The sequence below is a fragment of the Streptomyces toyocaensis genome, from assembly GCF_000725125.1.
Taxonomy (GTDB): Bacteria; Actinomycetota; Actinomycetes; order Streptomycetales; family Streptomycetaceae; genus Streptomyces; species Streptomyces toyocaensis.
The window spans coordinates 97,839-121,444 of sequence record NZ_JFCB01000019.1 but is presented as its reverse complement, the minus strand read 5'-3'; the positions used below and the strand labels follow the sequence as shown (position 1 = coordinate 121,444).

Here is a 23,606-nt window from a genome sequence, read left to right as displayed (position 1 = left end):
ACGGGTTCAGCCGCCGTGCTCCTCCTCCCCCACCCGGCGCCGGTACACCTCCACCACGCGCTCCAGCGACACGTCGAGGTACGCCGCGAGCAGGCGCTCGGCCTCCTCCCGCCGGCCCGCCTCAAGGGCTTCCAGAATGGCGACGTTTCGCGCGATGTACGGTTCGTGCAGCCGCTCGGGCTCGTCCACCACGTGGAAGGCCAGGCGCAGTTCGGCGAAGACGCTGCGCATCAGCTCGTCCGTGCGCTCGCTTGCGGCGAGCGCCACCAGCTCCCGGTGGAAGTGGATGTTGGCCGTACCCACGGCTTTCCAGTCACCTTCGCGCGCCGCCCTGCGCCCCTGTTCCACGACCCCGGCGAGCGCGTCAAGCCCGTAGGGCGGGTCGCCCAGGCCGCGTACGACGGCGCACTCGACGAGCCGCCGGGTGCGGTAGATGTCCTCCACGTCCTCGACGGTGAGCACCCGGACGAAGACACCCCGGTTCAGTTCGTGGACGAGCAGCCGTTCGTGCGTGAGCAGGCGGAACGCCTCGCGCAGCGTGTTGCGGGAGACGCCGAGGGCCCCGCCGATGCTGTCCTCCGACAGCCGGGTGCCGGGCGGGAAGTAGCCCTCGGCGATCCGGCTCCGCAGGATGTCCGCGACCCGCTCCGCGGTGCTGGTACGGCCCAACAGGGCCCGGTCGTCGGCCAGTCCGCTCAGCTGCTCCGTCATGCCCGGAATTCAATCGCACACCGAAGAACGAGACAACACGAGTATTGAAGGATCGTTCAACGATCCTCTACCTTGCTCCACACGGCACGGCTCATCCCTTCCCGCACCCTTCGTCCTCCCTCTGCGAGGTGCCCATGAGCGCGACCCCTCCACCGAAGGCCCTGACCGGCGAACCACGCCCCGCACCGACCGGAACCACCGCCCACGACGGGGCGTTGGGCTGGCTGCGCGCGCTGGGGCCGCGCGGCCGACGCGCCTTCGGCGGCGCTTTCGGCGGCTATGCCCTGGATTCATACGATTACTTCACACTGCCGCTGACCATGGTCGCGCTGTCCGCCTATTTCAATCTGAACAGCGGTCAGACCGGCCTGCTCACGACCGTCACCCTGGTGGTCTCGGCGGTCGGCGGCGCCCTCGCGGGGGTCCTGGCGGACCGCGTGGGCCGGGTGAAGGCCCTGCTCGTGACCGTGGTCACCTACGCGGTGTTCACGGTGGCCTGCGGCTTCGCGCCCACCTACGAGACGCTGCTGGTGTTCCGTGCCCTCCAGGGCCTCGGCTTCGGCGGCGAGTGGGCGGTCGGCGCCATCCTCGTCGCGGAGTACGCGAGCGCCCGGCACCGCGGACGCACCCTCGGAGCGGTCCAGAGCGCCTGGGCCGTGGGCTGGGCGCTCGCCGTGATCGTGTACACGATGATCTTCTCGCTGGTGGACGACGGCCTGGCCTGGCGGGTGATGTTCTGGACCGGCGCGCTGCCCGCGCTGCTCGTCGTGTGGGTGCGGCGCAGCGTGCGGGACGCTCCCCAGGCGGCCGCGGCGCGGGAGAGGAGCGCCCACAGGGGCTCGTTCGCGGCGATCTTCCGGCCGGACCGGCCGGGCAGGGCGGGGCTGCTGCGCACCACGCTCTTCGCCGTGCTGCTGTCCACCGGCGTCCAGGGCGGTTACTACACGCTCGCCACCTGGGTGCCCACGTATCTGAAGACGGAGCGCGAGCTGTCGGTCGTCGGCACCGGCGGCTATCTGACGTTCCTCATCTCAGGTGCCTTCATCGGCTACCTGACCGGCGGCTGGCTCACCGACCGGCTGGGCCGCCGGCGCAACATCTGGCTGTTCGCCCTGCTGTCCGCCGTCTGCGTCCTGGCTTACGCGAACATCCCCAGCGGCGCCAACACCCTGGTCCTGGTCCTGGGTTTCCCGCTCGGGTTCTGCATGTCGGCCATCTTCAGCGGATTCGGCTCCTACCTGAGCGAGCTGTACCCGACGGCGGTACGCGGCACGGGGCAGGGCTTCACGTACAACACCGGGCGTGCCGTGGGCGCCGTCTTCCCGACGACGGTCGGTTTCCTGGCCGACGGCTGGGGCGTGGGCGGGGCGCTGGTCTTCGGCGCGATCGGCTACGGCCTCGCCGCCCTGGCACTGCTGGGGCTGCCGGAGACGCGCGGGAAGGAGCTGCAGTGAACCCCGCCGACGACCGCACACCGACCGTCGTGGACGACCGTCCTGTGCCCCTGGCCGACGACAGCGCCGGCGCGTGGAGCCCGCGCACGGCCCGCGCACGCTTCCGGGAGGGCCTCACGGGCCCCACGGCCGGGGTGGCCGCGGGACACACACAGGCCAATCTGATCTCGGTGCCCGCCGACTGGGCGTACGACATGCTGCTGTTCTGCCAGCGCAACCCCAAGGCCTGCCCGGTCCTGGACGTCACCGACGCCGGGTCGGTGACCACCGTCCTCGCCGACGGCGCCGACCTGCGCACCGATCTGCCGCGCTACCGGGTGTGGGAGAACGGCGAGCTGGTGGACGAACCGACGGACGTGCGGGCGCACTGGCGCGGTGATCTGGTGTCGTTCCTGATCGGCTGCAGCTTCACGTTCGAGTGGGCGCTGGCGGCGGCGGGCGTTCCGATCCGGCACGTCCAGCAGGGCCGCAACGTTCCCATGTACGTGACGAGTTGGCAGTGCCGCCCGGCGGGGCGGCTGAGCGGCCCGATGGTGGTGTCCATGCGGCCGGTGCCGCCCGGACTGCTCTCCGCGGCGATCCGGGAGAGCAGCCTGCTCCCCGCGGTGCACGGCGGTCCCGTGCACTGCGGCGACCCCTTCGGACTGGGCATCGACGACCTCGGCCGCCCGGACTTCGGCGACCCGGTGGACTTCGCACCGGACGACATCCCGGTGTTCTGGGCGTGCGGGGTGACCCCGCAGGCCGCGGTCAGGGCCTCCCGCCCGCCGTTCGCCATCACGCACGCACCGGGGCAGATGTTCCTCAGCGACGCCCGGGACGAACAGTTCCGCGTGGCGTGACGGATCCGCGCGGCACCGACAGGAGAAACGAAGGACCCATGACCTCGATCGATCTGAACGCCGACCTCGGCGAGGGTTTCGGCCGCTGGCGGCTCACCGACGACGAGCGGCTGCTGTCCGTCGTCACCAGCGCCAACGTGGCCTGCGGCTTCCACGCCGGGGACGCCGCCACCATGCGCCGGGTGTGCGAGCTCGCGGCCGGGCGCGGCGTGCGGATCGGCGCCCAGGTCTCCTACCGGGACCTGGCGGGGTTCGGGCGGCGCGCGATGGACGTGCCGCCCGCCGAGCTGGCGGCCGAGGTGGCCTACCAGATCGGTGCCCTGGAGGTGTTCGCCCGCGCGGCCGGCGCCCGCGTGGCCTACGTCAAACCGCACGGGGCGCTCTACAACCGGGTGGTGCGCGACGAGGAACAGGCGCGTGCGGTCGTCGACGGCGTGGTCCTCGCGGACGCCACGCTGCCCGTCCTGGGTCTGCCAGGCTCGCGGCTGCTGGAGCTGGCCGCGAAGGCGGGCCTGCCGGTGGTGACGGAGGCGTTCGCCGACCGGGCGTACACGGACGAGGGCACGCTGGTGCCCCGTCATGAGGAGGGCGCCGTCGTCACCGGCCCGGAGTCCGTCGTGGCGCGCTCGGTGCAACTGGCCCGCCACGGGAAGGTCGACACGCTGTCGGGCCGGCGCATCGGGATGCGGGCGCGCTCCCTGTGCCTGCACGGCGACACGCCCGGCGCGGTGGACCTGGCACGGCGGGTGCGAGCCGCGCTGGAGGCGTCCGGGGTCCGGGTGGAGGCCTTCTCATGAGGGTGCTGCCCGTCGGGGAGGACGCCCTGCTCGTGGAGGTCGGCTCGGGCGACGAGGCCCAGGCGCTCCACGCGGAGCTGCTGCGGCGCCGCACGGAGGGCTCGCTGCCCGCCGGGGAGATCGTCCCGGCGGCGCGCACGGTACTGCTCGACGGCCTGTCCGACCCGGCCCGGCTGGCCGCCGAACTGACCGCCCTGGCCCCGCCGTCGGCGCCCCCGGGAGCGGCGGAGACGGTCGAGATCCCAGTGCGGTACGACGGCCCGGACCTGGCCGACGTCGCCGCGCACTGGGGCGTCGCCGAGCGGGAGGTGGCCCGTGTCCACGCGGATGCCGAGTTCCGGGTCGCGTTCTGCGGATTCGCGCCCGGCTTCGGTTACCTCACCGGTCTGCCGTCGCGTTACGACGTGCCCCGCCGGCCGACTCCGCGCACGGCCGTCCCCGCCGGGTCGGTGGCACTGGCCGGCCCCTACACGGGCGTGTACCCACGCTCCTCGCCGGGCGGCTGGCAGTTGATCGGCACGACCGACCTGGTGCTCTGGGACCACGCGCGCGTGCCGGCGGCGCTGCTGTCCCCCGGCACGCGTGTGCGGTTCGTCCCGGTGGCCGCGACGGGGCCGGCGGCATGACGGACCGCGCGCTCGCCGTCGTCCGCGCGGGGGCCCTGACCACCGTGCAGGACCGGGGCCGCCCCGGTCACGCCCACCTCGGGGTACCACGCTCCGGGGCGCTGGACGCGCCCGCGGCGGCGCTCGCCAACCGGCTGGCGGGCAACGCACCGGACGCGGCCGTCCTGGAGACGACCCTCACCGGCTGTTCCGTGCGCCCCCGTTCGACGGTCACGGTGGCGGTCACCGGGGCTCCCTGTCCCGTCACCGTGGACGGCCGGGCGGTCGCCTGGGGTGCGCCGGTGCGCGTGCGTGCGGGGTCCGTCCTGGACGTGGGGGCGGCGGTCCGCGGGGTGCGCTCCTACGTGGCCGTCTCGGGCGGGATCGCGGTCGAACCGGTGCTCGGCAGCCGTTCCACGGACCTGCTCTCGGGTCTCGGCCCGGCCCCTCTCACGGACGGTGCCGTGCTCCCTCTCGGGACTCCACGGGAACGCCACGCGCGTGTGGACGTCGCCCCGCAGCCGGCTCCCCCGGCCGAGCTGGTGCTGCGGGTGACCCCGGGCCCGCGCGACGACTGGTTCACCCCGGGGGCCGTACGCCTCTTCACCTCGCGCACGTACCACGTGTCCCCCGCGAGCAACCGCATCGGACTGCGCACGACCGGTCCGGCCCTTCAGCGCGCCAGGCGGGACGAACTCCCCAGCGAGGGCATGGTGCTGGGCGCCGTCCAGGTACCGCCCGACGGGACGCCGGTGGTGTTCCTGGCCGACCATCCGACCACCGGGGGCTACCCGGTGATCGCGGTGGTGCGACCCGCCGACCTCCCGGCCGCGGCCCAGGCCTCGCCAGGCACCCCGGTCCGCTTCGTCGCCGTACGCCGCCGCTGAAGGCCCCGGCCGCGCCGCTCCGCCGCACAGATGCCCCAGGAAGGTCACCAGCAGTCCTGGCCCGGGAGGGGGAGGGAGGGGACGCGGACGCCGAGGCGTCGGGCGGTCCGCAGCGCACGGTGGGCCACGCCGTGCACATCGGGGAAGGACCCGGTCACGACGACGCGGTCGTCCGGCCCGTACGCCGCGCGTGCGCCGGGGGTCACACGGCGGTCTCCTCGGGACCGATCCGGCTGCGTACGGCGGTCTGCACCTCGGCCTCCTCGGCCGGGTCGGCGGCGAGCCGGCGCAGGCGGTCGACGACCCGGGTGTCGCCGGTCTCGGCGTGCCGGGCGGCGATCTCGCGGGTGGTCTCCTCGCAGTCCCACAGGCACTCGACGGCGAAGCCGGTGCCGAAGGCGGGGTCGGTCGCGGCGAGGGCGCGCGCGGCCCGGCCCCGCAGGTGGGAGGAGGCGGTCTCACGGTAGACGTGGCGGAGCACGGGCGCGGCGCAGGTGATGCCCAGGCGGCCGGCGCCGTCGACGAGGGTCCACAGGGTGGCTGCGTCGGGGCCCTCGCCCCGCACGCCCTCCCTCAGCGCCGCGAGGACCGCGTCACGGTCCTGGACGCCTCCCCGGCAGGCGAGGACACGGCCCGCGGCGGCGCCCAGCTCGTCGGGCCGGCGGGCCCAGCCGCGCGCCCGGTCGACGGCGACCAGACTGCGCATGCGTTCGAAGGCGTCGACGGCGGCTTCCACGACGGGCGCGGAGCCGGTGGCCACCGCGCGCTCGATCAGCGCGAGGGCGTCGGGATCGTTGCTGTCGGCGAGGTAGCGCAGGGCGGTGCACCGGGCTCCCTCGGTGCCGTCCTCCGCGGCCCGGAGGATCTCGGCTCGGTCCTCGGGGCCCGCCACGGCACCCAGACACCGGGCGGCGGGGACGTGGAGCGCGGCGCCGCGCTCCACGCCTTGCTGGGCCCATGCGAACACCGCCTGCACGCTCCAGCCCGGGCGCGGCCCCGAGGGGCGCATCTGCCGCTGCCAGCGGTCGAAGGAACCGGCCTCCTGGGCGGCACGCACGCGCGTGGCGATGGAGGGGCGGGCATCGTCGGCCCACAGCCGCCAGGGCCGTGGCTCGAAGGCGTCGCGGACGGTGGCGGCCAGCTCCGCCTCGCCCTCGGCGTCGGTGGCGAACCGCGCGAGGACCGGGGCGGCCAGGGCGCGCAGGCCCGCGTCGTCGTCCCTGAGGGCCAGCTCGTCCAGGGCCCAGGCCCAGTTGGTGCCGCGGGCGGCGTACCCGCGCAGCAGGTCCAGGGCGTCCCGTCTGCCGTAGGAGGCGAGGTGGCCGAGGACGGCGAGGGCCAGTCCGGTGCGTGACTCGTCGGTGTCGAGGACGTCCTCGGGGTCGAAGAGGTGGGCCTCGACGGCGTCCAGTCCGCCGTGCAGGTCGAGGTAGAGGCGGGCGTAGTAGAGGGAGCGGTTCTCCACCTGCCAGTCGTGGCGCGGGTCGCGCAGCACACAGTGGTTCAGCGCCGCGAGCGCCTCGGAGCGCGGGGCGGTGAGCGCGTGCAGTGTGCCGTCGCCGCGTCCCCGCTGGAGCAGGCCGAGCAGCGTACCGCTGGGCGCTATGACCGGATCGAACATGGGAAACAGCCTCACATCAAGCGTCGACGCAACCGGGGACGTGCATTACCTGGCCGCGTGACGACACGTCGGGGCGCCCGCCGTTTCCTGCTTGCTGTAGACCATCTCTCTCTGCCTCTCGTCTGTGGCCCATGCGGGTCGCATCACGGCCCGCGCGGTGCGGCAACACCTGCCCAGCCATCGCGTCCGTGAATCACGTCGTCATGATGACCCGGCGGTCACATCTACCGCGACCGAAATTTCGGCGGCCCCGTACCGCCTCCCCCGTTTTCCGTGTCGTCGCTGGTCGGAGCGTGTCGCTCAGTGCTCGCCGAACAGTTCGAGCAGTTCCGTACGGCCGAACATCCGGGCCGTGTCGACGGCGGAGGGGGTGCCGGCGGACGGGTCCGCGCCGCCCTTCAGCAGGGCGTCGATCACCTCGGTCTCCCCCTTGAAGACCGCCCCCGCGAGTGGAGTCTGACCCCGGTCGTTGACGCGGTCGGCGTCGGCGCCGCGGTCCAGCAGGGCACGCACCGCCTCGGCGTGTCCGTGGTAGGCGGCGAGCATCACGAGCGAGTCACCCCGGTCGTTGGTGAGGTCGGCCGGTACGCCCGCGTCGACATAGGCCCCGAGCTCCTCGGTCCGGCCGCGCCGGGCCAGGTCGAAGATCTTGGTCGCCAGCTCCACGACCTCGGGGTCGGGGGCTTCAGTCATCGCCGGACCGCCTCTCACTGCACGTGCTCACGCATCGGGGACAGGGCGTACGTCTGCGAGCGGTGCAGGCCGTACGGGTGAATCGCCAGCGTACTGGCTCGCGCGGCACATGACCTGATGCGCCCGAGGTAAAGATCACGACAGGCCCGTCCGAGGGTAATCTCCGAAAATCCACCCAGTTGCACCTTTTATCGTATAGATACATTCTGTGATCCTGGAAGTACTCATGGTGACTGTCCCCGCGAACCAGGAGAACTCACATGATCGTCTCGATCTCATGCGTGGTGCTGCTCGGCATCGTCGTCTTCATCTTCTTCCGGAAGGACGGACTGAAGGCGTCGCACGCCCTGGTGGCGATGCTCTTCGGCTTCTATCTGGCCAGCACGGCCATCGCACCCAGCATCAAGGCGGGCGGCGAGAGCCTGGCCGGCCTCCTGGGCGGATTCAAGTTCTGACCCGCCCCGACCACGCCCCTCCCGCCCGTACGCACCCTCTGGAGACAGCAGTGGCCCGGCGCCCCCTCCCCCGCATCCTGAGCAACGGCAGCGCACAGTTCGCCCGGAGCAGGGAGCTGGCCAAGGCGGCGGCCGACAGCGCCACGGACGTCCTCCACCCGCTGATCACCATCACGCGCGGTCTGCGCCGGCTGGCCTCGGCCGGGCGGCGCAGGTGGGCCGGCACACCCAAGGACCGGCGCGGCGCGCTGCTGTTCCTGATCGCGTCGGTCGTGCTGGTCGTGGCGCTCGCTCCGTACGGTCCGCTGCTCGCCGTCATCACCCTGATGGCGGCGGCGGCCTGGCAGGGCCGGGACCGCGCCCCCTCCGTGCCCGACGGGCCCGGCGAGGCGCAGGCCCAGCGCCTGAGGTCGCTCTACGAGGCGCTGGTGCCGTACTTCTCCACCGCCGAGGACCCGGAACCGCTCTACGCCCACGGCGGGGACTGGGGGAAGGTTTTCTCCGAGTACGAGTTCGACGGCGTCGGCCGCGTCACCCACCTGGTGATCGGCTACCCCGCCTACTTCACCGACGGCGAGCCGGAGTCCCGGGCGCGGATCGAGCATCTGCTCGGCGCCAAGTCCGGCCGCGGCCGCGAATACCACTTCTCGTGGGACGAGGAGGGCAACCAGCTCACCGTCCGCGTCCTCGAGCCGCTGCCCACCGACATCGCCGCCCAGCCCTTCGTGACCGCCCCCGGCGAGACGGTCCTCGGTTTCACCGACCCCATCCGGGTGCAGCGCACGCTGCCGCTCACCCACGGCACGCACGGCGAGGAGCGACGAGACGTTCCGCCCGTCGTCTGGCGCACCGGGGTCCGCTCGACCGAGCCGCATCTGCTCGCCGTCGGCCTGCCGGGCAGCGGCACCTCGACGCTGTTGCGCTCCATCGCCCTGCAGGCCCTCCACCACGGCGACGTGGTGATCGTCGACGGCGGCGGAACCGGCGAGTACGCCTGCCTCACCGGCCGGGACGGCGTGCTCGCCGTCGAGTGCGGGCTGACGGGGGCGCTGACCAGCCTGGAGTGGGCCGCGCACGAGACGGAACGCAGGCTGGTCGCCGCGAACCGCGCCCACCAGGCGGGCGACCCACCGCCGGAGGACACCAGGCGTCCCCTGTGGCTGCTGCTGGACCGGCCGAGCGCGTTCACCCACCTGGCCGCCGCGGACGGCCGCGAGGACCCCCAGTTGTTCCTCCAGGTTCCGCTGCGGCACGGCCGTCCCGCGAACGTCACCGTGGTCGTCGCCGAGCAGTTCGACGGCCTGGAGTCCCTCGGGGAGCCGGTGCGGCGGCACACACGCGCGCGGGTCGTCCTCGGCCCCGCGACGGCGGAGCAGCTGGAGGCCGTCCTCGGAGCGCCCCCGCACACCACGCCGGTCGACCAGGTCCCGCCGGGGCGCGGGTACGCCCGCCTGGGCACGGGGCCGGTGCACCGCCTCCAGGTGCCGGCGACGCCGGACCCGTACGACGACGCGACCAGCGACGCCCACCGGCAGGCGGTCCTGGATCTGCTGCCGCCCCGGACCACACCGGCGGACGAGGAGCCGGAGCGGCTGGAGCCGGAGGCGGCAGAACCGGAGGCGGTCTCCGCCGCGTCCGTACGCCTCGACAAGGTGACGACGGAGAAGGTGCCCGTCGGCGCGGTGGCCGCCGAGGCACCGGCGGACCAGGCGCCCGCCGACGCGGCGGCCGCGCAGCCGGCGCCGGGGGAGGCGGCGGTCGCGGAGACGTCCTCCTCCTAGCCCCCGCCGGACGGGCGTACTCCTGAGGACCCGTCCGGGTCCGCGCCCGGACGTGGTGCCCGCGCCCCGGCTACGCCACGAACGTGCGGGGTGTCTCCGTGCCGGACGTACCGCCGGTCTCGACGATCCGCGCCGCCGCGGCCAGGCGTACCGCCGCTTCCTCGGCCACGGCGCCACCCACGGTGAACGGCAGCCGTACGTATCCCTCGAACGCGCCGTCGACGCCGAAGCGAGGTCCGGACGGCACCCGCACGCCCACCCGCTCCCCCGCTTCGGCGAGCCGTGAGCCGGAGAGACCGCCGGTGCGCACCCACAGCGTGAGACCGCCCCGCGGTACCTCGAACTCCCAGCCGGGCAGCTCCCGCCGCACCGCGGCCACCAGCTCGTCGCGATTCTGCCGGGCCTGGGCACGCCGCACCTGAACCGCCTGCTCCCAGCCGTCCGTGCCGAACAGCCAGTGCACGGCCAGTTGCTCCAGCACGGGTGTGCCCAGGTCGGCGTACGCGCGGGCGGCGACGAGGCTGCGGATCACGTCGGGGGCAGCGCGCACCCAGCCGATGCGCATCCCGGCCCAGAAGGCCTTGCTCGCCGAGCCGACCGTGATGACCGTGGACCCGGCCGGGTCGAACGCGCACACGGCGCGCGGCATGTCCACGTCGGGGTCGAGCCACAGTTCGCTCATCGTCTCGTCGGCGACCAGTACCGTCCCCGCCGAGCGCGCCGCGTCCACCAGCCGCCGCCGCTGGTCCTCGTCGGCGAGCGCGCCGGTCGGATTGTGGAAGTCGGCGACGACGTACGCGATGCGGGGTGCCGCTTCGCGCAGCACCTGGCGCCAGCGGTCCATGTCCCAGCCGGTCAGGCCCTCCGCCATGGCGACGGGGACGAGCCGGGCCCCGGCCTCCCGCATCAGCTGCAGGATGTTGGCGTAGGAGGGCGACTCGACGGCGATGCGTTCGCCGCGGCCGCCGAAGAGGTGGCAGATGGCGTCGATCGCACCCATCGCGCCGGTCGTCACCATGATCTGCTCGGGCATGGTGGGGATGCCCCGTGCCGTGTAGCGGTCCGCGATCATCGACCGCAGGGCGGGCAGCCCGGCGGGGTAGTCGCCGTGCGTGTGCGCGTACGGCGGGAGCTCCTCCAGCGCGCCCCGGACCGCCCGGGTGAGCCAGGGTTCGGGGGCGGGGAGCGCGGCGCAGCCGAGGTCGATCACCGAGCCGAGTGCCTCGGGAGGCAGCGGTTCCAGTCCCCGCGCGGGCACCGGGTTGCCCGCCGGCACCGCGGTCCAGCTGCCCGCACCGCGCCGTGACTCCAGGAAGCCCTCGGCGCGCAGCGCCTCGTAGGCGGCGGCGACGGTGGTACGGCTGACGGACAGGGCTAGGGCCAGTTCCCGCTCGGCGGGCAGGCGCGCGGCCACCGGCACGCGTCCTTCCAGCACCAGGAGGCGGACGCCGTCGGCGAGCGCGCGGTAGGCGGGCGGGCGGCGGGTCCCGGGGCCGGCCGGGCGGTCCTGCTGGGAGGTGAGCAGCCGGGCGAGTTGCGCCGCACCCACTGCCGAGGTCCACTGCGCCATGATAATCAGTCCACCTTCCCCGGATTGGCCATGGATGGCGTGACCGGACACGCCACAGGGTGCCATGCATCGGTCCACTTTCACCACAGGGGGGCACATTGTGGCCAGGTACCCGGCCCGGCACGGGCATCTCGCACGCCGGCTGTCGCAGCTCTACGCCGGGCTGGCGCTGTACGGGGCGAGTTCGGCGCTGCTGGTGCGGTCGGGGCTCGGTCTCGAGCCGTGGAACGTACTGCACCAGGGTCTGTCCGAGCGGACCGGGCTGTCGATGGGCGTGGTGCTGACGATCACGGGCGCGTTGGTGCTGCTGCTGTGGATCCCGCTGCGGCAGCGGCCAGGCCTGGGCACGATCTCCAACGTGCTGGTGATCGGCGCGGCGATGGAGGCGACGCTGGCCGTTGTGCCGGACGTGGACGCCATGGCCGTACGGGTGCCCCTGACGGCGGCGGGAGTCGTGCTGAACGGCGCGGCGACCGGGCTGTACATCGCGGCGCGCTTCGGTCCGGGGCCGCGCGACGGCCTGATGACGGGCCTGAACCGGCGCACGGGGGTGTCGGTCCGGCTGGTCCGTACGGCCATCGAGATCACGGTCGTGGTCACGGGCTTCGTCCTCGGCGGCACCGTGGGCGTCGGCACCCTGCTGTACGCGGTGACCATCGGTCCGCTCGCCCAGCTGTTCCTGCGGGTCTTCGCCGTCCCCGCGGCGCCGGGCGGCAGCCCGGTCGTTGCCACGGGTCCACCGCGGCGCGCGATACTGCGTCCGTGACCCCGCGGATACGCCACCCCTACCTCGACCATCCCGGTCCGATCGCCTTCGCCCACCGGGGCGGGGCGGCGGACGGCCTGGAGAACACCGTGCGGCAGTTCCGCTGCGCCGTGGAGGCCGGCTACCGGTACATCGAGACCGACGTCCACGCCACGCGCGACGGACGCCTCGTCGCCTTCCACGACGCGACCCTGGACCGGGTGACGGACGGAACGGGCCGGATCGCCGACCTGCCGTGGCGCGACGTGGCGCACGCGCGCGTGGCCGGCCGGGAACCGGTGCCCCTGTTCGAGGAACTCCTGGAGACGTTCCCCGGAACGCGCTGGAACATCGACGTGAAGGCCGAACCGGCGCTGCCGCCCCTGCTCGAACTGATCGAGCGCACCGCCTCGTGGGACCGGATCTGCCTCGGCTCGTTCTCCGAGGCCCGTGTGCTGCGCGCGCAGCGGCTGGCCGGACCGCGGCTGGCCACGTCGTACGGCACCCGGGGCGTGCTCAACCTGCGGCTGAGGTCCTGGGGTCTGCCCGCCGCGGTGCGCCGGTCGGCCGTCGCCGCCCAGGTCCCGGAGGAGCAGTCGGGCGTCCGGGTGGTGGACCACCGCTTCGTGCGGGCCGCCCACGCGCGCGGTCTGCAGGTGCACGTGTGGACCGTCAACGAGGCCGAGCGGATGCACCGGCTCCTGGACCTCGGGGTGGATGGCATCATGACCGATCACATCGACACACTGCGCAAGGTCATGGTGGACCGCGGCATCTGGGTCTGAGACCTCCGCGCCCCGTCGCCGCGGCGCGTTCACGGGGAAGCGAGGGCACGGGTGGACACCGACACCGTGCGGTCACCGGCGGGCGACGAGGCCGCCGACCGGCGGCGCGAACAGCGCGGCTGGTACGTCTACGACTGGGCGTGCTCCGTGTACTCCACGAGTGTGCTCACCGTGTTCCTCGGTCCCTATCTGACGTCGGTCGCCGAGGCGGCGGCGGACGCGGAGGGTTTCGTCCACCCGCTCGGCGTGCCGGTGCGCGCGGGATCGTTCTTCGCGTACGCCGTCTCCCTTTCGGTGATCCTGGCCGTGCTGGTGATGCCGTTGGTGGGTGCGGCGGCCGACCGCACCGGCCGCAAGAAGCCGCTCCTCGCCGCCGCTGCCTACACCGGAGCCGCGGCGACGGCGGGGATGTTCTTCCTCGACGGCGAGCGCTATCTGCTCGGCGGTGTGCTGCTGGTCGTCGCGAACGCGGCGCAGTCGGTGGCGATGATGCTCTACAACTCCTACCTGCCTCAGATAGCCCGGCCGGAGGAGCGCGACGCCGTCTCCTCGCGCGGGTGGGCCTTCGGCTACGCGGCCGGAGCCCTGGTCCTCGTCCTGAACCTCGTCCTCTATTCCGGCCACGACGGCTTCGGCGTCTCCGAGAGCATGGCGGTGCGCATCTGCCTGGCGTCGGCCGGTCTGTGGTGGGGGGCGTTCGCGCTGGTGCCGCTGCGCCGGCTGCGCGACCGCCGCGCTCCCGCGCGGGAGGCGGCCGCCCTCCCGGGCTTCCGGCAGCTCGCGGCGACCGTCCGCGACATGCGCCGGCACCCGCTGACACTTGCCTTCCTGCTGGCCTACCTGGTCTACAACGACGGCATCCAGACGGTGATCTCCCAGGCCTCGGTGTACGGCTCGAAGGAACTGGGGCTCGGGCAGTCGACGTTGATCGTGGCCGTGCTGCTGGTGCAGGTGCTGGCGGTCGCGGGCGCGCTGGCACTGGGCAGGACGGCCCGGCGGTACGGGGCGAAACGCACGATCCTGGGCTCCCTGGTCGCCTGGACCGTGACCCTGGCCGCCGGATACTTCCTGCCTGCCGGGGCCCCCGCGTGGTTCTTCGTGCTTGCCGCGGGCATCGGCCTGGTCCTCGGTGGCAGCCAGGCGCTGTCCCGTTCGCTCTTCTCCCACCTCGTCCCGCCGGGCAAGGAGGCCGAGTACTTCTCGGCGTACGAGCTGAGCGACCGGGGGATGAGCTGGCTCGGGCCGCTGCTGTTCGGGCTCACGTACCAGCTCACCGGCAGCTACCGGGACGCGATCATCTCGTTGGTGGGCTTCTTCGTGCTGGGGTTCGTGCTGCTCGCACGGGTGCCGGTGCGGCGGGCGATCGGCGACGCGGGCAATCCCGTTCCCGAACGGATTTAGCGCTCGGCGCGAAAGGGCTGTAGTGTACGCGTTTGGCCTGCCAGGCGTACCGTTACTGCGCGTCAAAGATGCCGAAACACTGTGTGACATCTGCTATCAGGTGTGACAAACCGGGCGTCGGTGGGTACTGCAATGGTTGACAAGGCTGCGGCTACGACGGCGACGCAGGGCCCGGAACGGGACACGGAACGGGAATCTTTACCGCCGACCGGACGTTGACCGGATGACGACGACAGCGACACCTGTCCTGTGGGCGACAAGCCCGGGAGGCACGATTCATGAGTGAGCGAGCTCTTCGCGGCACGCGCCTCGTGGTGACCAGCTACGAGACGGACCGCGGCATCGACCTGGCCCCGCGCCAGGCCGTGGAGTACGCATGCGAGAAGGGGCACCGCTTCGAGATGCCCTTCTCGGTCGAGGCGGAGATCCCGCCGGAGTGGGAGTGCAAGGTCTGCGGTGCCCAGGCACTCCTGGTGGACGGCGACGGCCCCGAGGAGAAGAAGGCCAAGCCCGCGCGTACGCATTGGGACATGCTGATGGAGCGGCGCACCCGAGAGGAACTCGAAGAGGTCCTCGAGGAGCGTCTCGCCGTTCTGCGCTCCGGTGCGATGAACATCGCGGTTCACCCCCGGGACAGCCGAAAGTCGGCGTGATGATCCCTGCGGGGGCCTGGGCGTAAGCGCAAACGCACAGCGAGACAGGACTGTGGGCGCCGTACTGGTACGGCGCCCACAGTCCTGTCTCGCGTCCGGTCCTGTCTCGTGTCCGTCGTGTGCCGGGGGCCCCGCGCGGGCCGCTTCATCGCGTCAGCGGCGGGGGCGGGCCCTGCGGGGCGTCCCCGTGAGGCCTTCCCGGCTCGTCGCGCTCGTCGTGGATGACCTCCCCCTGGACGACCTTGCCGTCGGGCCGGTGGATCCGGACCTGCTGGAAGGCATCCCCCAGGGAGCCGTGCGTGGCGTCACGCAGCGTTCGCTCGACGGTGCGCTCGGCGTACCGGCTCACGGCCTTCTGCACCGGCGGCACCAGCAGGAGCAGCCCCAGCGCGTCCGAGATCAGACCAGGAATGATCAGCAACAGGCCGCCCAGCATCACCAGGCCGTTGCCCTCGCTGTTCGGCCGGGGCCCGGGGGCCGCGCCCTCCTGCTGCCGCTGCACTGTCTCGGTGAGGTTCTTGAAGGCCCGCCGGCCGGCCCGCTTGATGACGACCGAACCGAGGACGAGGCCGGCCACCAGGATCAGGAAGACCACCAGGCCGTTCGACGCCCCCGCGACCATCGTGAGCAGCCAGATCTCGAGTACCAGCCAGGCGGCGACCGCGAGCGGCAGGACGCCGCGCAGCCGTGAGCGCCGGGGCCGGACGGGCCAGGGGGTCTGAGCGCCAGTCGTCATACTCCCAGTGTGCCTGGGCCCGGCTCAGCGCGGGATAAGCGGGCCACGGGCGGCCGGAGGCTGTCCCTAGACCTCGGGCTGCTTCGTCTCCTGCTCGGACTGCTCGGCGACGTGCTCGGCGTCGTGCCCGGCGTCCTGCACGGACCGTCCTGGCTTCCGCCCCGGCTGCTCGGCCGCCGGCTCCGACTGCCTGGTCTCCGGCCTGGGCTGCCTGTCGTCGCCGCGGCCCAGGACCTTGCCGACGCGCTCCCCCACGCCCCACGCGGTGACCCGCCACAGCGCCTCGACGAGGATGTCCCGGCTCATCTTGGAGTCACCGAGTTCACGCTCGACGAAGGTGATCGGTACCTCGACGACGTGGTAGCCCGCCTTGACCGCCCGGCGGGCCAGGTCGACCTGGAAGCAGTACCCCTGGGAGGCCACCTCCTCCAGCCCGAGGCCCTCCAGCGTCTCGCGGCGGAAGGCGCGGAACCCGCCGGTGATGTCACGCAGCGGGAGATCGAGCGCCACGCGCGAGTAGAGGCTGCCCCCGCGCGAGATGAACTCACGGGACTTCGGCCAGTTCACCACGCGGCCGCCGGGCACCCAGCGCGAACCGAGCACCAGATCGGCCGCCTTGAGGGCGGTCAGCAGACGGGGCAGTTCCTCGGGCTGGTGGGATCCGTCGGCGTCCATCTCGACCAGGACGCCGTAGCCGTGCTCGATGCCCCAGCGGAAGCCCGCGAGGTAGGCAGCGCCCAGGCCTTCCTTGCCCCTGCGGTGCAACACCTGGACGTGGTCGTCACCCGCGGCCAGTTCGTCGGCGAGCTTGCCGGTGCCGTCGGGGCTGTTGTCGTCGGCCACGAGGACATGCGCCTCCGGGACGGCCTTGCGCACCCGGCCGACGATCGCCTTGATGTTCTCCGCCTCGTTGTAGGTGGGGATGATCACCAAAGCCGTGCCGAGCGGGCCGAATTTCCGCCCCTGGGATCCCGCCTCGAGGGTCCCGTCGCCGTCGTTCACTGCTGCCCCTTCATGTCCTGTGCGCAGGGTCCCACCATAGTCGTCGGGTCCTGCGTCGACGTGACAGGACGTTCATATGGTGGTGTCGTTCACCGAAGATCGGGTAGCAATGCGTCTTTCGGTCGCGCCGCGGAGCGGGGTGCGGCAGCGGATGGGGGCCCGGTGCCCTTCGGGCCGGCCTGGGATCCGCCGGCTGCGGATCGACCTGAAGCCGTTGTCTACTGAGCTCCCGGGCCCCACCCGGGGTCGCACCTCCCCTACCGGCTGGAACCTCCCTCGGCACCGCGCCGACGCTGAGCCTGGCTCCCAGTGGCGGTGCGCCGGTGCGGCACACCGTCCCTGACCCAGCGGCGCTGACACGAGTGGCCGGAAGTTCCCCGGTCGGGCGTCCGGTGGTGGACCCGGCCGAACCTACCGGCCCCCCGCGGCCGCCTGTCAACAGTCGTTTGACCTGCGTAATGTGGTTCAAACGCCTGGTCAGCGGCGAGGATGCGCAGGTCGCGAGACAGGGGCGCGCCGCATGATCGTCACCGCGTCACCCTCCCAGATCACTCGCCCGGCCGTACGAAGACCGTGCGCCCTCCGACCACCGTGCGCAGGCAGACGGGCAGGTCACGGCCGGGAGTGAGGTCCGGCAGGCCGGGAGTGCCGGAGCGGGGGTCGGTCGACCAGCGCGCCACCCGGTCGTCGGGCGCCTGGACGACGAGTTCGCCGGTGCGCCAGACGGCGTAGTCGGCGGGTGCGCCGGGCACGAGGACGCCCGCGTCGTCACGTCCGACGGCGCGCCAGCCGCCACGCGTGTGGGCGGTGAAGGCGGCGCGGACGGAGACGCGGTGCTCCGGGGTGCGGTGGAAGGCCGCGGCCCGGACCGTGCCCCAGGGGTCGAGGGGGGTGACCGGGCTGTCGGAGCCGAAGGCGAGCGGGACGCCGGCCCGCAGCAGCGCCGCGAACGGGTTGAGGGTGCGGGCCCGTTCCGCGCCCAGGCGACGGGCGTACATGCCCTCCTCTCCGCCCCACAGGGCGTCGAAGGCGGGCTGGACGGACGCGGTGAGGCCGAGTTCGGCGAAGGCCGCGACGGACTCGGGGGTGAGCATCTCGGCGTGCTCGACGCGGTGCCGGGCGGCGCGGACCCGGGCGAGGCCGACCTCCTCGGCGGCGGCGCGCACGCCCGCGACGACGGCGCCGACCGCCGCGTCGCCGATGGCGTGGAAGCCCGCCTGGAGGCCCGCCTCGGTGCAGTGGGCGACATGGGCGGCCACCGCGGCGGCGTCCAGGTGCGCGGTGCCGGTGTGAGCGGCGTCGGCGTACGGCTCGTGCAGACACGCGGTGTGCGAGCCGAGGGCGCCGTCCGCGAACAGGTCTCCTGCGGCGCCGGCCGCGCCCAGCTCGCGGGCCTTGGCGACGTCTTGTTCGGCCCAGTACCCGACGACGCGCGGGCCGGCCTCCTGAGCGGCGAGCCGCAGCAGTCCGGTGAAGTCGTCCTCGGAGGAGATCTCCGGTCCGCCGCACTCGTGAACCGTGCCGATGCCCAGGGAGGCGGCGTGGGCGAGGGCGGCACGCTGGGCCGCGGCGCGCTGGGCCGGCGTGACGGCACCCAGGGCGGCGGCGCGCACCGTGTGGTGGTCGTCCCCGGTGAGCGGGCGGTCCTCGCGGGTGACACCGCCCGGGACGAGGTCGAGCAGCGCGGTGGTGACGACCGCGGAATGGACGTCGATGCGGCTGAGGTAGAGGGGGCGGCCGCCGGTGGCCTCGTCGAGTTCCGCGCGGGCCGGGGGCCTGCCGCCGGGCCAGCGGGCGGCGTCCCAGCCGTGGCCGAGCAGCACCCGGTCGTCCGGGCGGGCGGCGGCGAACTCCCGGACACGGGCGAGCGCGGCATCGAGCGAAGGGGCACCGGACAGGTCGAGGCCGGTGAGGGCGAGGCCGGTGGCCGTGGTGTGGACGTGCGCGTCCGTGAACGCCGGAGTCACCAGCGCGCCGTCGAGGTCGATCACCTCGTCGACGCCGTCCGCGAAGGCGTCGGCGGCTCCTTCAGAACCGACCCAGGCGACCTGGCCGCGCTCGACGACCATGGCGGTCGCGAACGGGTCGGCGGGGCTGTGCACCTCCCCGCGGCGGAGCAGGACGGTGTGCGACGGGACGGTGCGTTCACTCATGCCCCACAGTCTCGCGCGCCGGGCGGGCCGCCCCCCACGCAGGTCCCGCTCACGGCCGCCGGGCCGGCCCGCGGAGAGCACCGGTCGCGGCCGCGAGCACCGCTCACCGGAACGGGCGGCCGTCCGGCCGGCGTCACCGGGTCACACGCGCGGCGGCCGTGCCTCGTACGGCGTGGACAGCACCACCGTGGTACGGGTCGAGACGCCCGCCAGGGAACGTACGCGGGCGAGGAGTTCCTCCAGTTCGTGCGGTGTGGACACACGCACCTTGAGGATGTAGTTCTCGTCGCCCGCGACGCTGTGGCAGGCCTCGATCTCGGGTACGTCGGCCAGGCGGTCCGCGATGTCGTCGGGGGCGCTGGGGTCGAAGGGTTTCACCGAGATGAAGGCGGTGATGGGCAGGCCGACGGCCTCCGGGTCGACGACCGCGGCATAGCCGCGGATGACGCCACGCTGTTCCAGCCTGCGCACCCGCTGGTGCACGGCCGACGTGGACAGGCCCGTGGCCTTGCCCAGGTCTGTGTAGCTCATCCGCCCGTCCTTGACGAGCAGCTGCACGATCTGTCGGTCCAGCTCCTCCATGGCGCAAGAACCTACAGTGCGCTTGATCGCCTCGGATACCTGAGCGGGGACGGTGACGTCGCCGCACGGACCCCTGACAGTGACATGTGACGAACACCACAGCCGTGGAACGGTCTCCGTGATGTTCTCGTGATTACACCCCAGGGGGGACGGGAAGTGCTTGCTGTGGTCGAGGCCGCAGTGCCTTCACGGCCCAGCCCGAGGGGGAGAACCCAATGCAGAGTCTTAAGCGCCTTGGTCGTACCACGTCCAAGCGGCAGCAGCCGGTCGTCACGCCCGAACCGGAGTACGTCGAACCCGACACCCCGGACGACGAACCCGACGCGTACGACACCTTCGAGATGTACCGGGTCATCTGCCCGGACTGCGCGCAGCCCATCGCCCTGCTGGCGGACGAGGACGTCCTGCCCGAGCACGCGCTGTGCGCCTCACCGTGGAACCCGTTCGGGCTCACGGTGTGTGCCGGCACCGGCCGCCGGGCCTCCGACGCCCGGCCCGCGGACGAGTCCGTCGAGCCCCAGGAGCAGGACACCGCCCTGCTGTTGACGCTCCCTCAGGGACTCGACTGGCGCACCCAGCCCTTCTCTCACGTCGGGGGCCCGGGCTCGCGCCCGATCAGGGTCCCGGTGATGCGGCGCGACGCCGCCTGAGCACACCCCGGTGCGAGGGTGGCGGGGTCCGCCACCCTCGTCCGCCGTGACGTGACGACCGCGAACGCACGCCCTATTCCGGCTGTCGGTGACCCGCCCGTCCGCTTCCGCGTTGGCCCGGGTATGACGACCCCCACGCACACGACGACCGGGCGTCAGCGCCATCTCTTCGTACCGCCGCCCGTGGAGGCGGTCGTACCCGCCCCGGCAGGGTTCCCGGATCCGCCGATCTACCGCGATCTCCTGCGGACGTGGGCCGACCGGGGCCGCACGCTGCCCGGGCGGCACGACCCGGAGTGGACCCGGCTCGCCGCGCCCTGGCGGGGCCTCGGCCAGTTCAGCGCGTCTCCGGCCCCGCGAGGTGGCGGGCGATGACCATGCGCTGGATCTGATTGGTGCCCTCGACGATCTGCAGGACCTTGGCCTCGCGCATGTAGCGCTCGGCCGGGAAGTCCGCCGTGTACCCGTAGCCGCCGAGGATCTGCACGGCGTCGGTGGTGACCCGCATCGCGGTGTCCGTGCAGTGCAGCTTGGCCATGGCGGCCTGCTTGGCGAACGGCCGTCCCGCGTCGCGCAGCCGGGCCGCCGCCAGGTACAGGGCGCGCCCCGCCTCCACCTGGGTGGCCATGTCGGCGAGCATGAAGCGCAGCCCCTGGAAGTCGGCGATCGGCTTGCCGAACTGCCGCCGCTCCGTGGCGTACCGGAGTGCCTCGTCGAGCGCCGCCTGGGCCAGGCCGATGGCGCAGGCGGCGATGCCGAGCCGGCCGCCGTCCAGCGCCGACAGGGCGATCGCGAAGCCCTGCCCCTCCTCGCCGATGCGCCGCGCGTCGGGGACCCGGACGCCGTCGAGGTGGACCTGGGCGGTGGGGGAGCCCTTCATGCCCATCTTCTTCTCCGGCAGGGCGGCGCTCACGCCCTCCGCGTCACCGGGCACGAGGAACGCGGTGATCCCGCGCGGGCCCTCCGCCCCTGTGCGGGCCATGACGGTGTAGAAGTCGGCGATCCCGCCGTGCGTGATCCAGGCCTTGGTGCCGGTGATCACCCAGTCCTCGCCGTCGCGGACGGCCTTGGTGCGCAGCGAGGCCGCGTCCGAACCGGAGGCGGGCTCGGAGAGGCAGTAGGCGCCGAGCAGCCCGCCGTCGAGCATCGCGTTCAGATGCTCCGCCTGCTGTTCCTTGGCCCCGAACGAGGCCAGCGCGTAACAGGCCAGGGTGTGCACGCTGACGCCCAGGCCGACGGTGAGGCGGGCCGTGGCGAGCTCTTCGAGGACCTGGAGGTAGACCTCGTACGGCTGGTCGCCGCCGCCGTACTCGGCGTCGTAGGGCAGGCCGAGCAGGCCCAGTTCGGAGAGCCGGGTGAAGAGCTCGCGGGGGAAGCGTCCCTCGTCCTCCTCCTCGGCCGCCCGGGGCGCGATCTCGTGCTGCGCGACGTCACGGACGAGCGAGATGAGATCCCGGGCCTCTTCCGTCGGCAGTTGCCGGTCCACCGGCTGCGGGGCGCGGTCGGGCATGGCGACGCTCTCCTCCCTGTTCGGGCACATCGGCGTGCGCCTTGGGTGGGGGCGGCTCCGCCGGGGTCGTATCGGTGCCTGGCCGATGCTCGCACTCCCGGGTCTCGGAAGCTGCTGACCAGCGGCTGTGCGCTGTGAGTATGCCCGATCGGCGGCATCGAGTCACCGGTTAACGACCGCTTACCGAAGATACCTTCGCCACACGCCCGCCTCGCACTCGGCGCCGAGCTCCGCCGACGGCATCCCGAACGATCCGCCGGCCCCTCAGCCGGGCCGGCTACAGCAGTCCCAGCTGTGTCAGGAGCATCGCGAGCACCACGACGAGCGTCCATCCCAGCACGTGCTCGAGGATCTCCGGTCCGTCCTCCCGGGGGCCGCCGGTGCGGACACGGGTCACGGTCGCTGCGTTCACGCTCATGGCTTCTCGCTGGTCTCGGTGGCGGGCGGACTCCCCCTGCGGTCCCGTCCACCTTGCCACCGTGAGCGGCGTCCGAGACCGAGACGTCGGTCACACGACGGCGGGCCCAGGTGCGCGGCCGGGGCCCGCCCGCCGGGCGGGTTCAGCGCACTCCCACCGCCGCCAGCGCCTTGCGCTGCGACGGGGTCGGACGTGCCGGGAAGTACAGGTAGCAGACCCCTCCGGTGCCGGAGACGACTCTGCCCGACGCGTTGTACCGCTTCGTCCTCAGCCAGATGTTCTCCCACTCGCGCCGCTGGTAGACGCGGCGCACGGCCTCGTTGTCGTCCGAGGCGGGGTCGTTGGCGATCACGTCGCCGTCGGCGGTGAACCCGATCACCGTCATCAGGTGCCCCGAGGTGCCGTACCCGGCCCCGGTCAGCTCCTCCTTCAGGAAGGACTGGGACGTGATGGCCGGGATGCCCGCGGCGATCAGCGTCTCCAGGTCGGTGAGGGAGCGCAGACGGGTGACCACGCCCTGCAGGCCGTCGAAGGTGGCCGCGTAGGCGGCGTTGAACGGCCAGTTGCCGCAGCCGGCGTACTGGTGGTCGTACGTGTACCGGGCCGCGTGGCAGATCTGCGGGTCGGCGTAGGAGGGGTCGACCCAGGACAGCTGCTCCGGGGTGAGCCTGCCGCCCCAGTACTCGATGATCATCTGCGAGGAGGTCGGGCTGCACCAGGCCTCGCCCCCGTTGTCGTACTCCGGGTACTGGCCCTTGTGGATCTCCTGCGAGTAGCGCGGGACGATCAGCTCGCGGGCCAGGCGGGGCGTGGAGGCGGGGACGGTGAACCGGTCCGGCACGTCGGAGCCCATCACGCCGGCCCGCCACACGGTCGGAGTGAGGCGGGTGCCGGGGCGACGGTGGAGGGTGAGGCGCAGCCGGTAGGAGGCGAGACGCAGGCCCGAGGCGGTGTCGTCGACGGCGAACGTGTCCGTCCAGACACTGCTCCGGCCGTCGCCCTGGTCGTCCACCGAAGTGCGCCGGATGTCCTGGTCCCCGGCCGCCCAGCGGCCCATCACGTACCAGGGGGTGTCCGTGCCGTCTGAGTACGTGCCCCTCAGCTCCACCTCGAGCCACGTGCCCGCGGGGGTGTGCGCGTTCCAGGAGGCGATGGCCTCCGTGGCGGGAACCGCGAGCCGGTGCGCGGGCGAGGTCCAGGTCGCGTACTCCCAGGCGGCCGTGCGGCCCGTGTGCGGGTCGGTGTAGTCCTTGGTGCCGGCGGGCCTCTCGATCACCAGACCGGGGCGTACACCGGCGACGGCACGGGTCCCGTCGCAGGTGCCGCCGCGCCAGTCCGTGTACGAGGTCCAGGCCCGGTTGTCGACGGTGCGGGCGGCGGCCCGCCCGCCGTCCGCGGTACCGGTGGCGCCGGCGGCCGGAGTCCCGGCGTACGCCGGGACCGCGCTCCCGGCGACGGTGGCGGCGACCGCCGCGGTCAGCAGGGTTCTGCGGGACGGCAGTTCGGCTCTGCTCATGGGTGGAGGACCCCCAGGTGTCGGGACAGGACCGGTAGG

The 23,606-nt window shown here is 73.1% G+C and carries 24 protein-coding genes; 12 read left to right on the top strand and 12 right to left on the bottom strand.

Features of this window, described 5'->3' with window-relative positions; genetic code table 11:
• Positions 1 to 6: 6 nt before the first annotated feature.
• Positions 7 to 711 (bottom strand): GntR family transcriptional regulator, encoded by a 705-nt coding sequence (locus tag BU52_RS20845; RefSeq protein ID WP_037936572.1) that lies wholly within the window; start codon positions 709 to 711, stop codon positions 7 to 9.
• Positions 712 to 845: 134 nt separating this feature from the next.
• Between BU52_RS20845 and BU52_RS20840 the strand changes: the two genes are divergently transcribed.
• Genes BU52_RS20840 through BU52_RS20820 form a run of 5 tightly spaced genes read left to right on the top strand, consistent with a single transcriptional unit; the run spans position 846 to position 5,296 of the window.
• On the top strand, positions 846 to 2,165 hold the full coding sequence (locus BU52_RS20840; RefSeq protein ID WP_037936571.1) for an MFS transporter: 1,320 nt from the start codon (positions 846 to 848) through the stop codon (positions 2,163 to 2,165).
• A complete protein-coding gene (locus BU52_RS20835; RefSeq protein WP_200881224.1) occupies positions 2,162 to 3,007 on the top strand; it encodes a putative hydro-lyase in 846 nt (281 codons plus the stop codon). The genes BU52_RS20840 and BU52_RS20835 overlap by 4 nt, the downstream gene beginning before the upstream one ends.
• A gap of 38 nt (positions 3,008 to 3,045) precedes the next feature.
• The gene (locus tag BU52_RS20830) at positions 3,046 to 3,804 is read left to right on the top strand and encodes a LamB/YcsF family protein (RefSeq protein WP_037936568.1); all 759 of its coding nucleotides are present in this window, start codon (positions 3,046 to 3,048) and stop codon (positions 3,802 to 3,804) included.
• A complete protein-coding gene (locus tag BU52_RS20825; protein WP_037936565.1) occupies positions 3,801 to 4,430 on the top strand; it encodes a 5-oxoprolinase subunit B family protein in 630 nt (209 codons plus the stop codon). Before BU52_RS20830 ends, BU52_RS20825 begins: the two co-directional genes overlap by 4 nt.
• Positions 4,427 to 5,296: a 5-oxoprolinase subunit C family protein gene (locus BU52_RS20820; protein ID WP_037936562.1), complete on the top strand. Its 870-nt coding sequence runs from the start codon at positions 4,427 to 4,429 to the stop codon at positions 5,294 to 5,296. The genes BU52_RS20825 and BU52_RS20820 overlap by 4 nt, the downstream gene beginning before the upstream one ends.
• Before the next feature lie 44 nt (positions 5,297 to 5,340).
• Here the strand turns inward: BU52_RS20820 and BU52_RS35325 are convergent, their stop codons facing one another.
• The 3 genes from BU52_RS35325 to BU52_RS20810 form a co-directional block, all read right to left on the bottom strand.
• The gene (locus tag BU52_RS35325) at positions 5,341 to 5,502 is read right to left on the bottom strand and encodes a hypothetical protein (RefSeq protein WP_157847895.1); all 162 of its coding nucleotides are present in this window, start codon (positions 5,500 to 5,502) and stop codon (positions 5,341 to 5,343) included.
• A complete protein-coding gene (locus BU52_RS20815) occupies positions 5,499 to 6,917 on the bottom strand; it encodes a HEAT repeat domain-containing protein (RefSeq protein ID WP_037936561.1) in 1,419 nt (472 codons plus the stop codon). The genes BU52_RS35325 and BU52_RS20815 overlap by 4 nt, the downstream gene beginning before the upstream one ends.
• Before the next feature lie 300 nt (positions 6,918 to 7,217).
• Complete coding sequence (locus BU52_RS20810) at positions 7,218 to 7,610, bottom strand: ankyrin repeat domain-containing protein (RefSeq protein WP_037936559.1); 393 nt, start codon at positions 7,608 to 7,610, stop codon at positions 7,218 to 7,220.
• A gap of 260 nt (positions 7,611 to 7,870) precedes the next feature.
• On the opposite strand from BU52_RS20810, the gene BU52_RS20805 reads away from it, so the two are divergent.
• Together BU52_RS20805 and BU52_RS20800 are read left to right on the top strand one after the other, a co-directional pair.
• Entirely contained in the window at positions 7,871 to 8,065 is a 195-nt protein-coding gene (locus tag BU52_RS20805) for a hypothetical protein (RefSeq protein WP_030867896.1), read from the top strand.
• A 50-nt stretch (positions 8,066 to 8,115) separates the two neighbouring features.
• Positions 8,116 to 9,846, top strand: a complete 1,731-nt coding sequence (locus tag BU52_RS20800) for a P-loop NTPase family protein (RefSeq protein WP_037936557.1) — start codon at positions 8,116 to 8,118, stop codon at positions 9,844 to 9,846.
• Between the two features lie 70 nt (positions 9,847 to 9,916).
• On the opposite strand, the gene BU52_RS20795 is transcribed toward BU52_RS20800, so the two are convergent.
• The gene (locus BU52_RS20795) at positions 9,917 to 11,416 is read right to left on the bottom strand and encodes an SCO1417 family PLP biosynthesis transcription factor (protein WP_037936556.1); all 1,500 of its coding nucleotides are present in this window, start codon (positions 11,414 to 11,416) and stop codon (positions 9,917 to 9,919) included.
• 64 nt (positions 11,417 to 11,480) lie between these two features.
• Between BU52_RS20795 and yczE the strand changes: the two genes are divergently transcribed.
• The 4 genes from yczE to BU52_RS20775 all read left to right on the top strand — a co-directional run bounded on the left by yczE (position 11,481) and on the right by BU52_RS20775 (position 15,000).
• Positions 11,481 to 12,182 (top strand): membrane protein YczE, encoded by a 702-nt coding sequence (yczE, locus tag BU52_RS20790; protein WP_078903359.1) that lies wholly within the window; start codon positions 11,481 to 11,483, stop codon positions 12,180 to 12,182.
• Positions 12,179 to 12,946 carry a glycerophosphodiester phosphodiesterase gene (locus BU52_RS20785; RefSeq protein ID WP_037936553.1) on the top strand — a complete coding sequence of 256 codons (768 nt, stop codon included), beginning with the start codon at positions 12,179 to 12,181 and terminating at the stop codon, positions 12,944 to 12,946. Before yczE ends, BU52_RS20785 begins: the two co-directional genes overlap by 4 nt.
• Before the next feature lie 51 nt (positions 12,947 to 12,997).
• Positions 12,998 to 14,347: an MFS transporter gene (locus BU52_RS20780; protein ID WP_037936551.1), complete on the top strand. Its 1,350-nt coding sequence runs from the start codon at positions 12,998 to 13,000 to the stop codon at positions 14,345 to 14,347.
• Positions 14,348 to 14,625: 278 nt separating this feature from the next.
• Positions 14,626 to 15,000 (top strand): RNA polymerase-binding protein RbpA, encoded by a 375-nt coding sequence (locus BU52_RS20775; RefSeq protein ID WP_003977404.1) that lies wholly within the window; start codon positions 14,626 to 14,628, stop codon positions 14,998 to 15,000.
• A 145-nt stretch (positions 15,001 to 15,145) separates the two neighbouring features.
• Here the strand turns inward: BU52_RS20775 and fxsA are convergent, their stop codons facing one another.
• The 4 genes from fxsA to BU52_RS20755 form a co-directional block, all read right to left on the bottom strand.
• Positions 15,146 to 15,736: an FxsA family membrane protein gene (gene fxsA / locus BU52_RS20770; RefSeq protein WP_037936549.1), complete on the bottom strand. Its 591-nt coding sequence runs from the start codon at positions 15,734 to 15,736 to the stop codon at positions 15,146 to 15,148.
• Between the two features lie 66 nt (positions 15,737 to 15,802).
• Positions 15,803 to 16,738 carry a polyprenol monophosphomannose synthase gene (locus tag BU52_RS20765; RefSeq protein ID WP_235216385.1) on the bottom strand — a complete coding sequence of 312 codons (936 nt, stop codon included), beginning with the start codon at positions 16,736 to 16,738 and terminating at the stop codon, positions 15,803 to 15,805.
• 548 nt (positions 16,739 to 17,286) lie between these two features.
• Positions 17,287 to 18,891: an amidohydrolase gene (locus BU52_RS20760; RefSeq protein WP_037936544.1), complete on the bottom strand. Its 1,605-nt coding sequence runs from the start codon at positions 18,889 to 18,891 to the stop codon at positions 17,287 to 17,289.
• A gap of 141 nt (positions 18,892 to 19,032) precedes the next feature.
• Complete coding sequence (locus BU52_RS20755; protein WP_037936543.1) at positions 19,033 to 19,473, bottom strand: Lrp/AsnC family transcriptional regulator; 441 nt, start codon at positions 19,471 to 19,473, stop codon at positions 19,033 to 19,035.
• Positions 19,474 to 19,688: 215 nt separating this feature from the next.
• Between BU52_RS20755 and BU52_RS20750 the strand changes: the two genes are divergently transcribed.
• A complete protein-coding gene (locus tag BU52_RS20750; RefSeq protein ID WP_037936542.1) occupies positions 19,689 to 20,123 on the top strand; it encodes a hypothetical protein in 435 nt (144 codons plus the stop codon).
• Positions 20,124 to 20,460: 337 nt separating this feature from the next.
• On the opposite strand, the gene BU52_RS20745 is transcribed toward BU52_RS20750, so the two are convergent.
• The 3 genes from BU52_RS20745 to BU52_RS20740 form a co-directional block, all read right to left on the bottom strand.
• The gene (locus BU52_RS20745) at positions 20,461 to 21,633 is read right to left on the bottom strand and encodes an acyl-CoA dehydrogenase (RefSeq protein WP_037936537.1); all 1,173 of its coding nucleotides are present in this window, start codon (positions 21,631 to 21,633) and stop codon (positions 20,461 to 20,463) included.
• Positions 21,634 to 21,910: 277 nt separating this feature from the next.
• Positions 21,911 to 22,051 (bottom strand): SCO1431 family membrane protein, encoded by a 141-nt coding sequence (locus BU52_RS34880; protein WP_107061221.1) that lies wholly within the window; start codon positions 22,049 to 22,051, stop codon positions 21,911 to 21,913.
• Between the two features lie 142 nt (positions 22,052 to 22,193).
• A complete protein-coding gene (locus BU52_RS20740; RefSeq protein ID WP_037936535.1) occupies positions 22,194 to 23,567 on the bottom strand; it encodes a peptidase C39 family protein in 1,374 nt (457 codons plus the stop codon).
• Positions 23,568 to 23,606: the final 39 nt, after the last annotated feature.

What these genes read in the sequence shown, in the direction of transcription:
- BU52_RS20775 (WP_003977404.1), top strand. Translation starts at nt 14,626, where the DNA reads ATGAGTGAGCGAGCTCTTCGCGGCACGCGCCTCGTGGTGACCAGCTAC.
- BU52_RS20830 (WP_037936568.1), top strand. Translation starts at nt 3,046, where the DNA reads ATGACCTCGATCGATCTGAACGCCGACCTCGGCGAGGGTTTCGGCCGC.
- BU52_RS20805 (WP_030867896.1), top strand. Translation starts at nt 7,871, where the DNA reads ATGATCGTCTCGATCTCATGCGTGGTGCTGCTCGGCATCGTCGTCTTC.
- BU52_RS20840 (WP_037936571.1), top strand. Translation starts at nt 846, where the DNA reads ATGAGCGCGACCCCTCCACCGAAGGCCCTGACCGGCGAACCACGCCCC.
- fxsA (WP_037936549.1), bottom strand. Translation starts at nt 15,736, where the DNA reads ATGACGACTGGCGCTCAGACCCCCTGGCCCGTCCGGCCCCGGCGCTCA.
- BU52_RS20760 (WP_037936544.1), bottom strand. Translation starts at nt 18,891, where the DNA reads ATGAGTGAACGCACCGTCCCGTCGCACACCGTCCTGCTCCGCCGCGGG.
- BU52_RS20815 (WP_037936561.1), bottom strand. Translation starts at nt 6,917, where the DNA reads ATGTTCGATCCGGTCATAGCGCCCAGCGGTACGCTGCTCGGCCTGCTC.
- BU52_RS20745 (WP_037936537.1), bottom strand. Translation starts at nt 21,633, where the DNA reads ATGCCCGACCGCGCCCCGCAGCCGGTGGACCGGCAACTGCCGACGGAA.
- BU52_RS20750 (WP_037936542.1), top strand. Translation starts at nt 19,689, where the DNA reads ATGCAGAGTCTTAAGCGCCTTGGTCGTACCACGTCCAAGCGGCAGCAG.
- BU52_RS20740 (WP_037936535.1), bottom strand. Translation starts at nt 23,567, where the DNA reads ATGAGCAGAGCCGAACTGCCGTCCCGCAGAACCCTGCTGACCGCGGCG.
- BU52_RS20810 (WP_037936559.1), bottom strand. Translation starts at nt 7,610, where the DNA reads ATGACTGAAGCCCCCGACCCCGAGGTCGTGGAGCTGGCGACCAAGATC.
- BU52_RS20795 (WP_037936556.1), bottom strand. Translation starts at nt 11,416, where the DNA reads ATGGCGCAGTGGACCTCGGCAGTGGGTGCGGCGCAACTCGCCCGGCTG.
- BU52_RS20820 (WP_037936562.1), top strand. Translation starts at nt 4,427, where the DNA reads ATGACGGACCGCGCGCTCGCCGTCGTCCGCGCGGGGGCCCTGACCACC.
- yczE (WP_078903359.1), top strand. Translation starts at nt 11,481, where the DNA reads ATGCATCGGTCCACTTTCACCACAGGGGGGCACATTGTGGCCAGGTAC.
- BU52_RS34880 (WP_107061221.1), bottom strand. Translation starts at nt 22,051, where the DNA reads ATGAGCGTGAACGCAGCGACCGTGACCCGTGTCCGCACCGGCGGCCCC.
- BU52_RS20755 (WP_037936543.1), bottom strand. Translation starts at nt 19,473, where the DNA reads ATGGAGGAGCTGGACCGACAGATCGTGCAGCTGCTCGTCAAGGACGGG.
- BU52_RS20845 (WP_037936572.1), bottom strand. Translation starts at nt 711, where the DNA reads ATGACGGAGCAGCTGAGCGGACTGGCCGACGACCGGGCCCTGTTGGGC.
- BU52_RS20825 (WP_037936565.1), top strand. Translation starts at nt 3,801, where the DNA reads ATGAGGGTGCTGCCCGTCGGGGAGGACGCCCTGCTCGTGGAGGTCGGC.